The organism is Streptomyces purpurascens (genome assembly GCF_045040895.1).
GTDB lineage: Bacteria > Actinomycetota > Actinomycetes > Streptomycetales > Streptomycetaceae > Streptomyces > Streptomyces purpurascens.
On record NZ_CP108341.1, the window covers coordinates 574,046 to 586,872 of the forward strand.

General features: G+C 69.6%; 6 protein-coding genes. 5 read left to right on the top strand and 1 reads right to left on the bottom strand.

What is annotated here, in order from left to right; all coding sequences use genetic code 11:
- Positions 1 to 419: 419 nt before the first annotated feature.
- Positions 420 to 3,026, top strand: a complete 2,607-nt coding sequence (gene rph, locus OHU35_RS02690; RefSeq protein WP_405504436.1) for a rifamycin-inactivating phosphotransferase — start codon at positions 420 to 422, stop codon at positions 3,024 to 3,026.
- Positions 3,027 to 3,266: 240 nt separating this feature from the next.
- Complete coding sequence (locus OHU35_RS02695; RefSeq protein WP_405504438.1) at positions 3,267 to 6,089, top strand: alpha/beta hydrolase family protein; 2,823 nt, start codon at positions 3,267 to 3,269, stop codon at positions 6,087 to 6,089.
- A gap of 86 nt (positions 6,090 to 6,175) precedes the next feature.
- Here the strand turns inward: OHU35_RS02695 and OHU35_RS02700 are convergent, their stop codons facing one another.
- Positions 6,176 to 9,286 (bottom strand): glycosyl hydrolase family 95 catalytic domain-containing protein, encoded by a 3,111-nt coding sequence (locus tag OHU35_RS02700; protein WP_405504440.1) that lies wholly within the window; start codon positions 9,284 to 9,286, stop codon positions 6,176 to 6,178.
- Between the two features lie 690 nt (positions 9,287 to 9,976).
- Between OHU35_RS02700 and OHU35_RS02705 the strand changes: the two genes are divergently transcribed.
- From OHU35_RS02705 to OHU35_RS02715, 3 genes are all read left to right on the top strand, one after another.
- A complete protein-coding gene (locus OHU35_RS02705) occupies positions 9,977 to 10,915 on the top strand; it encodes a TauD/TfdA family dioxygenase (protein WP_189725220.1) in 939 nt (312 codons plus the stop codon).
- Between the two features lie 41 nt (positions 10,916 to 10,956).
- Positions 10,957 to 11,208: a hypothetical protein gene (locus OHU35_RS02710; protein ID WP_189725219.1), complete on the top strand. Its 252-nt coding sequence runs from the start codon at positions 10,957 to 10,959 to the stop codon at positions 11,206 to 11,208.
- A gap of 73 nt (positions 11,209 to 11,281) precedes the next feature.
- Positions 11,282 to 12,799: a catalase gene (locus OHU35_RS02715; RefSeq protein ID WP_189725218.1), complete on the top strand. Its 1,518-nt coding sequence runs from the start codon at positions 11,282 to 11,284 to the stop codon at positions 12,797 to 12,799.
- Positions 12,800 to 12,827 lie beyond the last annotated feature (28 nt).

The following is a 12,827-nucleotide window of genomic DNA, read 5'->3' on the forward strand; positions in this document are numbered from 1 at the left end:
GGCGACGAAGATGAATCCGTCAATCCCGTATGTCCCGGATGGCAGCGGTGACAGCAACTGCGACCCGGCGCCCTCGAAAGGCAAAGAGAAAAGGCAAGGAGATCCCTCTCCTTGCCTCTCTCAACGTATAGCGCACCGGGGGGCTTGCGGCAAGACCCGGGTGGTGGCACAAAATCGTCGGCCGAGGCCACAACCTGCGGATATGGGGAGCACGGTGTGCGTGTGTTGTCGATGTATGGGGGACGCGGTGACGTCGAGCCAGTGGTGGGACTGGCCGTGCGTACGCGAGCGCTCGGAGCGAGGGTGCGGGGGTGCGAGACAAGGGCGTGCCTGACACGAGGCGCAACAGGGCTGGAAGCGCCGGTGATTCGATCGGCGAGTGCAGGGCAACGGGACACGACCGCCTCGGAGGTATCGCGATGATCGAGCAGTACGTATGGGACCTTCAAGAGGTTGACGAGACGCAGGTCGCGGTCGTCGGCGGCAAGGGCGCGCACCTGGGCAGGCTGTCGCGGATCGAAGGCATCCGGGTGCCGGCCGGCTTCTGCGTCACGACGGACGCCTTCCGCCAAATCATGGCGGAAGAACCGTCGGTCGACGATCGGCTCGATCAGCTGGCGCGCGTGAACCCGGACGATCGAGACGCGATCCGCACCCTCAGCGCGGAGATCCGCCGAACCATCGAAGGGATCGCCATCCCGGTCGAGCTCGCGGCGGCGATCACCCACGCACTCGCCCAACTCGGCGAGCAGGACGCCTACGCCGTCCGATCCAGCGCTACGGCGGAGGACCTGCCGACGGCCTCCTTCGCCGGCCAGCAGGACACGTACCTGAACGTCGTGGGGCCGACGGCGATCCTCCAGCACATCAGCCGGTGCTGGGCCTCGCTGTTCACCGAGCGAGCCGTGACCTACCGCCAGCGCAACGGCATCGACCACCGTACGGTCCACATGGCCGTGGTCGTGCAGCGGATGGTCTTCCCGCATGCGTCCGGCATCCTGTTCACGGCCGACCCCGTCACGGGCAACCGGAAGGTCGCCACCGTGGACGCCGGCTTCGGCCTCGGCGAGGCCCTGGTATCCGGCCTGGTGAACCCGGACGTCTTCAAGGTGCGGGACGGCGAAGTCGTCGCCAGGACGATCGCCGCCAAAGAGCGTGCCGTTCAGGCCCTGTCGGCCGGCGGTACGCAGGAGGTGGCGATCGACGCGCAGCGGCAGGAGCAACCGGCGCTGTCGGACGAGCAGGTGGTGCGGCTCGTCCGGCTCGGGCGGCGGATCGAAGCGCACTTCGGCCGCCCGCAGGACATCGAATGGTGCCTGGTCGACGATGACTTCCGGATCGTTCAGAGCCGGCCGATCACCACGCTGTTCCCCGTCCCCGAGACCGGCGACCAGGAGAATCACGTCTACGTCTCCGTCGGTCATCAGCAGATGATGACCGACCCCATGAAGCCCCTGGGGCTCTCCATGTGGCAGCTGATGGCGATGGTGCCGATGCAGGAGGCCGCCGGGAGGCTGTTCGTGGACGTCACCCGGCGCCTGGCCTCGCCCACGAGCCGCGCCGGCCTCCTGGACGTCATCGGGAAGGGCGATCCGCTGACCAGGGACGCCCTGGAGACCGTCCTCGACCGCGACGGCTTCGTCCCGTCGCTCCCGGACTCGGGTCCCGCCGGGCCGCCGGCCGGCGGCGCGTCCGCCCCGATCGAGACCGATCCGGCCGTCGTCACCGAGCTGATCGAGCGCAGCCAGGCGTCCGTCGCCGCCCTGGAGCGGGACATCCGGACGAAGAGCGGACCGGCGCTGTTCGACTTCCTGCTGGAGGCCTTCGAGGAGCACAGGCGAGTCCTCAGTGACCCGCTGAGCATGCAGGCGATCATGGCGGGGATGGAGGCCACTTGGTGGCTCAACGACAAGCTGCAGGAGTGGCTGGGCGAGAAGAACGCGGCTGACACGCTCACACTGTCCGCCCCCGACAACGTCACGTCGGAGATGGGACTGGCACTGCTCGACGTCGCGGACGTGATCCGCCCGCATCCGGAGCTGGTGGCGTTTCTGCAGGGCGTCGAGTACGCCGAGGACGCGGCCTTCCTGGACGAGCTGCCGAAGCTCGCGGGCGGGACCGAAGCGCGCGACGCCATCGAGGCCTACCTCGACCGGTACGGCATGCGCTGCGTCGGCGAGATCGACATCACGAGGCCGCGCTGGCGCGAGCGTCCCGCCACGATCGTGCCCGTGATCCTCGACAACGTCAGGAACTTCGAGCCGGGCGCCGCCGAGCGGCGTTTCGAGGAAGGCCGGCAGAAGGCGGAGAAGAAGGAACAGGAGGTGCTGTCGCGCTTGCGGGCCCTGCCGGACGGGGAGCTGAAAGCCGACGAGGCCAAGCGGATGATCGACCGGGTCAGGACCTTCATCGGGTACCGGGAGTACCCGAAGTACGGCATCGTCAGCCGCTGCTTCGTCTACAAGCGGGCCCTGCTGGCGGAGGCGGAGCGCCTCGTGCGGGCCAACGTGCTTCCTGAGCAGGAGGACGTCTTCTACCTCACGTTCCAGGAGTTCCACGAGGCCGTGCGCTCGCACCAGGTGGACGGCCGGCTCATCGAGCAGCGCAAGGAAGCGTTCCGGTCGTACCACGCGCTCACACCGCCCCGGGTTCTCACATCGGACGGTGAGGCCCTCACCGGGGCGTACCGGCGCGACGACGTGCCGGCAGGCGCCCTGATCGGCCTCCCGGTTTCCGCCGGGACCATCGAGGGGAGGGCCCGCGTCATCCTTGACATGGCGGACGCCGATCTCGAGGCGGGCGACATCCTGGTCACGGCCTTCACGGACCCCAGCTGGTCGCCGCTGTTCGTCGGCATCGCGGGCCTCGTGACGGAGGTGGGCGGCTTGATGACCCATGGCGCGGTGATCGCCCGGGAGTACGGCTTGCCGGCCGTCGTGGGCGTGGAGCAGGCCACCCATCTGATCCGGGACGGGCAGCGGATCCGCGTACACGGAACCGACGGGTACATCGAGATCCTGCCCTGACCGGCCTCACGTTGAGCAGAGAGCCGCCCTCTGGCCGGCCGAGTTGTCCGTCCCCCGGAACTGTGTCGCCGCTCGGACAACTCCCCCATGAATGGCTCGATTTGACGCCGTGAAGGATCAAGTCCGAGCAACCCTACGATCCCTTTTCTCATCTTCTCCTCAGGAACGAAAGAGGCGCCCGGGACACCTGGGACATCTGTGATGTCCCGGGCGCAGGAGCCGATCCGGAGGAGAAGCACGTTGATCCATGCTCGGCGCACAGTGGTCGCCGCTGCGGCCGTGTTCGCGGTGGTGGTGGGGTCGCCAGGACTGGCGCACGCCCAACCGGCCGCCGATCCCACCCCGTCCACCCCATCCGCCGGCCCCGCCCCCGCCCCTGTTGGCGGCCTGCCGGCCGGCTGGCAGATCACCGGAAAGAGAGCCGGTCAGCAGCTGACCTGGCGCTCGGACAGACCCGTGCCCATGGGCGACGCCGCCGTCGAGTTCTACTCCGGAGACCGGCTCCTGGGCCGGCCCGTGGCCGGCAAGGACGGGCACACGTTCCACCTCGGCCTCGAAGGGGTGACGCTCGGCGCGGCGAAGGATCTGCAGGTGCGGGCCGCGGGGCGCCGCCTCGACGAGGCCGGCGTCAAGGCCGACTCGAAGCGCCGGTCCGCCATGAAGCCCGTGAAGCCCGTGAAGCCGGTGGAGCCGTCGGCCCTGCCACCGGCCAACCCCGTGGACCCCGGAGTCCCCGGCCCGTACCGCACGGTCAGCGGCGAGTACACACTGAAGTCGGTGCAACTGCCCGACTTCCCCGCCCCGGTGGAAATGCGCGCGACCGTCACCGCACCCACCGGCGCTCAGGGCAAGCGGCCCCTGGCCCTCTTCCTGCACGGCCGCCACTCCACCTGCTTCACCGGAGGCGCGGACGGTGAGGCACTCGGCGAGTGGCCCTGCCCCACCGGCTCGAAGCCGATACCGAGCTACCGCGGCTATCTGCACGACCAGAAACTCCTGGCGTCCCAGGGGTATGTGACAGTGTCCATATCCGCCAACGGCGTCAACGGGCAGGACTACGCGGCACAGGACGCCGGAGCCCAGGCCCGCTCCTCCCTGGTACGGCAGCACCTCGCCCGCTGGGCCGACTGGTCGGGCACCGGCCGGACCAAGGCACCGGCGATCGTACGGAAGGCCGCGCGGGCCGACCTGTCGCGTGTCCTCCTGGTCGGTCACTCGCGCGGCGGCGAAGGCGTGAACCGGGCCGCGATGGACAGCCTCTCCAAGCCGCCCGCGGACAAGGACGGCTACCGGGGCCCGGTGCGCTGGAAGATCCGGGGGACCGTCCTCATCGGCCCCACCGTCTTCGGGCAGAACCCGGCTCCCGATGTGCCGTCCATGACGATCCTGCCGGGCTGCGACGGTGATGTGTCCGACCTGCAGGGTGAGATCTACGTGGACGGGACACGCGGCGTGAGCCGTGGTGCCGCCCTGCACAGCGCGGTCTACATGGTCGGCGCCAACCACAACTACTTCAACACCGAGTGGACACCGGGACAGGCCGAGGCCCCGGCCGACGACGACTTCTGGAACGACGGGGAGTCCCCGGACCCGGTGTGCACGCCGGGCACCGCGACCCGGCTGACGGCCGAGCGGCAGCAGGCCGCCGGTTCGACGTACACAGCCGCCGCGGCCCGGCTGTTCGTCGCGGGCGACGACCGGGTCAGGCCGCTGCTGGACGGCTCGAACGTCCGCGCGGCGTCCGCGGGTCCCGCGCGGATCCTGACCCACGCCGTCGGTGCCCGTCGCACCGCCGCGTTCCTGCCGGACGCCCCGGTCACGGTGGACGGCGGCCGGCTGTGCGCGCAGGTGGACCCCGATCCCGCAACCGCCTGCCTGAACCCCGAGAACCCCGGCGGGTCACCGCACTTCGCCGGGTGGGAGACGGAGCGGGAACCGGGCCGCAACGCCGTGGCGCTCGACTGGTCGACGCCTGGTTCCGCGGTACGGGTGCGGCCCGGGCGGCCGGTCTCCTTGAGCGGAGCCAAGTCGCTGGCCCTGCGGGTCATCGTGCCGCCGAACACCACCGGCACCCGCATGGACGTGTCCCTGACGGACACCGCGGGCCGGCACGCGACGCTCGCTGCCATCCGCCTCGACGGACTGCCCGGCTCCGACCGGACGGCCTCGTACTGGGGTCAGGAGGTGCGCGTACCGCTGACCGCGGCGACGGCGGCCGGGCTGGACCTGAAGCGGGTGAAGTCCCTGGTGCTGACCCCGCGCAGCGGATCGGGACAGGCGTGGCTGATGGACGCCTGGGGCTGGCGTCCCGGCATGGCGGCGGTACGGCAGGTCGCGCTGCCCCGCGTCGACATCGGCCTGTTGACGGCCGACGAGGGCGACTCCGGAGTCCGGACCTACAAGGTGCCGGTGCGGCTCTCCGGGCAGCGCAGCGGTCAGTTCAGGCTCTTCGTCGCGGACCCCGAGACCGGCGAGGTCACGTCCCGGTTGGTGACGGTGCGGCCCGGCAGCGGCAGCGTCGACGTGCCCGTCGAGGTACGCGGCAACACCCGCTTCAGCTACGGCACGGCGCACCATGTGTTCGCGAAGGCCGTCCGGGGCACCGTGGTCGGCAACCACCTCGGTGGCCTGTCCGTGAAGGACGACGACCCGATGCCCACGTTCAGCGCGACACCGCTCGCGGGCCGGGTCACCGAGGGCCAGAGCCTGAAGTGGCGGATCGACCAGTCCGCGGTCGCCGACACGGAGATCTGGCTCGAGGCCGCGTTCGCACCGGTCGACGGCGGCGCCGAACTGTCCAGCACCGATGTCGACCCGCGATGGTTCGAAGCGAACACCGGCGAGTCACCGAGCCCTGCCCGGCCGCTGTCCGAGGTGGAAGGGTTCTACCTGGGCCTCGCCATACCCGCGGGGGAACTGAGCACCGAGGTGACCGTACCCACCGCCGTGGACGGGGCGAGCGAGCCGGAGGAGTCACTGCGGATCCGGATGTCCATCTGGACGGAGGACCGCGGCCAGGTGGAGGGCCCGGTGCTCGACGGCACGGTGGTGGACGCGCCGTAGGGCAAACGCCTCACGCTCTCTGACCGAGCGGAGCGGGACGCGGGGGCCAGAGTTCACGACCCTCGCGTCCCTCGTCTCGTCTCACCTCAGGGCTTGCCCGGCTTCACCTTCTTCTCGATGCCGTTCACCCGCAGGGTGACCTTCCTCCGGTTCCGCGCCCGGTCGGCCGTGATGCTGTACGACGTGACCTTCCCGTCCCGCCACTCGCAGCTGACCTCGTAGCCGCCACGGGCTCGGAGTCCGCTGAAGGAGCCCTTGGCCTTCCAGCCGTCCGGCAGGGCGGGCAGCAGGTGGATGACGCCGTCGTGGCTCTGCAGGAGCATCTCCGCGACGGCGCCCGAGATACCGAAGTTGCCGTCCATCTGGAAGGGCGGGTGGTTGCAGAACAGGTTGGGCAGCGTGTTGTAGGTCAACAGTCCGCGCAGCATGATCTGGGCACGGTGCCCATCGCCCAGTCGGGCGAAGAGAGCCGCCCGCCAGGGCCAGGTCCACGAGCGGCGGCTGTCGCCCGACACCGTAGCGGCCGTGAACGGCACGCCTTCCTTCTCGCCGCATCGCGCCTTGAGGGAGACCAGGGCGGCGGCCGCGAACTCGGGCGTTCTCGGGGTGATTTGGCGGCCCGGGTAGACCGCGAAGAGGTGCGAGGTGTGGCGGTGGATGTCGGTGGGGCTGTCGATGTCCTCCTGCCACTCCTGCAACTGGCCCCACTTGCCTATCTTGTTCGGCGCCAGGCGAGCCTGCAGGTCCGCGACCTTGGCCCGGTAGGCGGGGTCCGCCTTGAGCACCGCCTCGCAGTCGAGGTAGTTCTGGAACAGGTCCCAGATGATCTGCTGGTCGTACATCACGCCGTCCTCGCGCGGCCCGTGCTCGGGGGACCAGCCGTTCGGTGCGACGAGGAGTCCGTCCTCGCGCTCCTTGAGATGGCCCTCCCAGAACTCGCAGATCTCCTTGATCATCGGGTGGGCGAGGGTGCGGAGATAGCCCAGGTCCTGGGTGAACGCCCAGTGCTCGTACAGGTGTTGCGCGTACCAGGCGCTCGCGACGGTGTTCCACTCCCAGGCGTTGCCGCCGAAGATGCTCTGGCTGGTGCGGGCGGTCCAGCCGCGCGTGTCCTTGCCGAAGGCGTTGCGGGTCGCCACGCGGCTGGGCACGGCCACCTGCTCGATGAAACGGACGAGTGCCTCATGGCACTCCGGCAGGTTCGTCGTCTCGGCACCCCAGTAGTTCATCTGGACATTGATGTTGGTGTGGTAGTCGGAGGCCCACGCCGGCTGGTTGCTGTCGTTCCAGAGGCCCTGGAGGTTGGCGGGCAGGCCGTTCGGGCGCGAGGAACTGATCAGCAGGTAGCGGCCGTGGTCGAACATCGCCTGCTCGAGTGTCGGGTCCGCCCCGCCCGCCGCGTAGCGCGCCAGCCGGGCATCGGTCGGCAGAGCGACGACGGCGGCGTCGGAGGTGCCCCAGTCGACCGAGACGCGGTTCATCAGGGCGCGTGTCTCGGCGATGTGCTTCTCGCGCAGCTTGCCGTAGGACCGGGAGGCCGCCTTGCCGAGCGTCCGGGCGATGACCGGTTCCGGATCGGGTCCGCGCCACCCGGCGGCGGCGTCGAGCTTGTAGTCGGTGCGGGCGTCCAGGAGCAGGGTCAGGGTGGTGCAGCCGCTGAAGCGGAGCACCGATCCGTCGGCGCGGAGGTCGCCGTCGGTGTGTACGGCCTGGACGGTGCACGCGTGCTTGAGGCCGTTGCCCATGACCCCGCTGAAGGCGATCCGGCGGGCGCCGGCGTCGACGGTCGTCGGCGTGTCGTCCTGTCCGGACGTCAGCGCTATCGCTCCGGAGAGTCCATGGGCGCGATCCGACGTGTAGCGGAAGACCATGACGTCCGCGGACCGGCTCGCGAAGGCCTCCCGCACGACGCGCCGTCCCGGCGCCCCGAAGCGGGTGACGTGCAGTCCCTTGACGAAGTCGAGGGTGCGCCGGTAGTCGACGACGGTCCGCTGCGTGCGTGTGTCGAAGCCTCTGCCCTCCAGCGCGATCTCCGCGATCTGGAAGCCGGTGGACGACGCGCCGGGGGTCAGGGTGAGCCGGTAGACGCGGTAGGCCGTGCTGTTGGTGATCCGGAAGGTCCGGGTCTCGCCGCGGCCCTCGAAGGGCGCTCCGGGGTTCTGCGTGTCGAGGGTCGTCCAGGCGGTCCCGTCCTGCGACGCCTCCAGCCGCCAGCGCCGGGGGTCGTCCTTCGGACGGTCCGGGGCCGCCGTCAGCGCGTACGAGGTGACGACGGCCGCGCGGGGCAGCTCGGCCTGCCAAACGACCGCCGGCGCGGGGGCGTCGACCCGCCAGACCGTGGCCGGATCGCCGTCCACTGAACTCGAGATGTCCGTGGCCCGGGGCCTGGTCCCCGCGCCGGAGCTCTTGGAGTGCCCGCTCGGCGACGACAGGTACAGCGCACCGCCCGCGCCGAGGTCGACGCCGGACAGACCGATCTCGCTCACCTGAAAGTGGCTGACACCTGCCTTGGGGACGAAGTCGAACCGGTAGAAGCGGTAGGCCGCGGGGTCGGCGCAGGTGAATTCCTTCGTCTGGAAGCGGCTTTCGAAGGGCGCTTCCAGCGTCCGTCCGTCGAGCGTGGTCCAGGTGGCGCCGTCGGCGGAACCGGAGAACGTCCACTCCTGCGGGTCGCGCTGCGGCACGTCGTTGGCACTCGTCAGACGGTAGGACGCGACCGCGACAGCGTCGGGAAGCTCGACCTGCCACCGCACCTTCGAACCGGGCCCCTCGATGCACCACTTGGTGCTCGAGTCGCCGTCGTACGTCTTGTCGACATCCTCCGAGGAAGAGCTGCTGTACGGTCCCCCCGGAGCCGTGACCTTCGGACTCGCACGAGGAGCGAAGGTGACGACGACGTCGCCGAAGTTCCGGTACGAGCCGAAGCCGGTCATGCCGGTGTCGAAATCGCTGTCCGGCTTGCCCGCGAGGGCGTTGTCGTAGTTGTTGACACCGCCCCACAGGCTCTGTTCGTTGAACTGGATGCGCTCCTCGTAGGGATCGGCGAAGAGCATGGCACCGAGTCGGCCGTTGCCGATCGGCAGGGCCTGCGACTGCCAGTCCAGGGCGGGTACGGAGTAGGTCAGCGCCTCGCGAGACAGGATCGGCCACGGCACGGACGCCGTTGCGTCGGCCCCTGCTGCAACCGCCTGCCCCATGGGACCTCCGCCGGTCAGCTGAGCGAGCAGAGGTGCGAAGGCGAGGCCACCGCCGGCCTTGAGAACGCTGCGTCGCTGCGGTTGGGATGCATTGATCACGGTGAGATCTCCCGGCGCATTCATCGGCTCTTTCACGGAGGAAGTGACAGCCACATCGACACCCGTCGTGGGCGCGAACATCGTCGCCGGGGAATAGATCGGATGTCTATAGATGTGCACCACTGACCCACCTGGCGCCACACGTCACGTGCGGCTCATGACGCCTTACCGGCGGAGGAGGTGACCCCGGACCCTCCGGTCAGGAAAGGCTGTCGGGAGCCCGGCACCATTGACAGCGGGGAGGAGAAGATCACACACTCCTCCCATGACCACCTCCTGGTTCGACTCGACACCGGCGCACCTCTGTCGCCCCGATCGAACCGGTTGTGAACGCTCCGGTCGATGACCGGCTGCCGCTGAGCCCTCTGCTCGCCGCACACCCCGAGCGCGTCGGCGCCCTTCGCCGCGGACGGCACGGAGCGTCTTTCGACCCCGATCCACCGGACGCGCACCGCCGCCTGCCGACAGCCGTCCCGGCCCGGCCCGGCCCCTGCGCTCACGGGCAGTCGCCTTGTTCGTATCCACGCATCCCCTGATCAGGTCCGTGTCCACCCCTTTCCTGATCGGGACCGGCCCGAAGGAGACATCTCCATGACCGCCACGGCCGCCGGACCGGCAGCCATTCTTCGCGAAGCACGCATCCCGGGTGACGGGATCTACGAGGGCACGCGCATCCTGCGCCGACTGCCCGACGGGTGGGAGGAGCGGCCCTACGAACTGTTCGACGTCGCCCCCCAGGCCAGCACGATCGGCGCCGAGATCAGCGGCGTCGACCTCTCGCGCCCGCTCACGCCTCACTTGCGCGATGAACTGAACCGCGCCCTGCTGGAGTGGAAGGTCCTCTTCTTCCGCTCCCAGCACCTCACCAGCGACCAGCAGCGGTCCTTCGCCCGCAACTGGGGCGAGCTGGAGACCAATCCGCTGCTGGCCGCCGGTGCGAGCGAGGACGTGGTCCGGTTCGACAAGAGCGGCGGCACCACCCCGACCTTCGAGAACGTCTGGCACACCGACGTCACCTTCCGTGAGCGCCCCGCACTCGGTGCCGTGCTGCAACTGCGCGAGGTGCCGCCGTTCGGCGGCGACACGATGTGGGCGGACATGGCCGCCGCCTACGACAACCTCCCCCAGGAGGTGAAGGACCGCGTCGACGACGCCCGTGCCGTGCACGACTTCATCCCCGGCTTCGCCCGCTTCTACGCCCCCGATCGGCTCGCCCCCTTCCAGGACCTGTTCCCGCCCGTGGAGCACCCCGTCGTGCGCACGCATCCCGACACCGGGCGGCGCATGCTGTTCGTCAACACCTCGTTCACCACCCGCATCACCGGCATGGACCGCGACGAGAGCGACCGGCTGCTGCGGCTGCTGTTCCAGCAGGCGCACGTCCCGGAGTACCAGGTGCGTTTCCGCTGGCAGCCCGGTGACATCGCGTTCTGGGACAACCGCGCCACCCAGCACTACGCGGTCAACGACTACGGCTCCCGGCGCCGCGTCGCGGAACGGGTCGCCATCGCCGGCGACCGTCCCCGCTGATCCGACCGCCGGGCGGAGCAACCCCGAAAGGTTCCCGGCTCGTGACCACCCCGGCGCCATGGCCGCCATACCGCTCGAATTCCTCGATGGCGGGAGAACCCCGCCAGCCGGGTTTCGGCCTCGGTGCCGGCCGGGCCGGTCAGCGCCGGACGGCCGGGGTCCACCCCCATCCGGGCGAAGAAGTGCCCGCCGAAGAGGGCTTCTTCGGCCTCGTCAGGCACGCCTCCAGGAAGATCCACACATTGGTCGCGAAAGCGATGTTTGTGGCGGCCGATGAAGGTCACCTGGCCTGAACGGGACCGACAGGCTCCGGGCGCGGGCAGCGTGCCCGGTACGCCGCTGCTCCGTACGACGAAAGGCAGACTGATGACGGAGACCCCACCTGTCACCACGACCGATTCCGGCGCCCCGGTCGAGAGCGACGAGCATTCGCTCACCGTGGGACCTGCCGGTCCGATCCTGCTGCAGGACGCCTATCTGATCGAGCAGATGGCGCAGTTCAACCGGGAGCGGATCCCCGAGCGCCAGCCGCACGCCAAGGGAAGCGGCGCGTTCGGCCACTTCGAGGTGACCCACGACGTGAGCGCCTACACGAAGGCAGCCGTCTTCCAGCCGGGGACACGCACCGACCTGGTCACCCGCTTCTCGACCGTGGCGGGCGAGCGCGGCAGCCCGGACACCTGGCGCGACCCGCGCGGCTTCGCGGTGAAGTTCTACACCAGCGAAGGCAACTACGACATGGTCGGCAACAACACGCCGGTGTTCTTCGTGAAGGACCCGATGAAGTTCCAGCACTTCATCCGGTCCCAGAAGCGCCGCGCCGACAACAACCTGCGCGACCACGACATGCAGTGGGACTTCTGGACGCTCTCCCCCGAGTCCGCCCACCAGGTCACCTGGCTGATGGGCGACCGCGGCATCCCGCGGACCTGGCGCCACATGAACGGCTACACCTCCCACACCTACATGTGGATCAACGCCGCAGGCGAACGCTTCTGGGTGAAGTACCACTTCAAGACCGACCAGGGCATCGAGTACTTCACCCAGCACGAGGCCGACCAGATGGCGGCCGCCGACACGGACTACCACACGCGTGATCTGTTCGAGCACATCCGCGACGGCGACTTCCCCAGCTGGACCCTGTACGTGCAGGTGATGCCGTACGAGGAGGCCGCGAGCTACCGCTTCAACCCCTTCGACCTCACCAAGGTGTGGCCGCACGGCGACTACCCGCTGATCCCGGTCGGCCGTATGACACTCGACCGCAACCCGACCGACAACCACGCGGAGATCGAGCAGGCGGCCTTCCAGCCCAACAACCTCGTCCCCGGCATCGGCCCCAGCCCCGACCGCATGCTGCTGGCCCGGCTGTTCTCCTACGCGGACGCGCACCGCCACCGGATCGGCGGCAACTACCAGCAGCTTCCGGTGAACGCCCCCATCGCGGACGTCCACACCTACTCCAAAGACGGGGCGATGGCGTACCGGAAGACCACCGACCCGGTGTACGCCCCCAACTCCAAGGGCGGCCCCGCGGCCGACACCGCACGCCACTCCCCGCCCAGTTGGGAAGCCGACGGAGCCATCACCCGTGCGGCCTACGTCAGCCATCCCGAGGACGACGACTGGGGCCAGCCCCGCACCCTGGTGCGCGAGGTCCTGGACGACGCCGCGCGCGACCGTCTGGTCGACAACGTCGTAGGCCATCTCCTCAACGGTGTCTCGGAACCCGTCCTCGAGCGGGCCTTCGAGTACTGGTCGAACATCGACAAAACCATCGGCGACCGCATCGCCCAAGACGTGCGCGCCAAGGCGGGCGAGAAGGACCCGAAGGCCGCCGAGCAGGGCAATCCCGCACGGCGCGACATGCAGGACAAGGCCTGACGCACCGGGTCCCCATGGTGGGCTTCCG

Bases quoted from the DNA above. Each gene is read 5' to 3' on its own strand.
- rph (WP_405504436.1), top strand. From the start codon at position 420: ATGATCGAGCAGTACGTATGGGACCTTCAAGAGGTTGACGAGACGCAG.
- OHU35_RS02700 (WP_405504440.1), bottom strand. From the start codon at position 9,286: ATGGGGCAGGCGGTTGCAGCAGGGGCCGACGCAACGGCGTCCGTGCCG.
- OHU35_RS02705 (WP_189725220.1), top strand. From the start codon at position 9,977: ATGACCGCCACGGCCGCCGGACCGGCAGCCATTCTTCGCGAAGCACGC.
- OHU35_RS02715 (WP_189725218.1), top strand. From the start codon at position 11,282: ATGACGGAGACCCCACCTGTCACCACGACCGATTCCGGCGCCCCGGTC.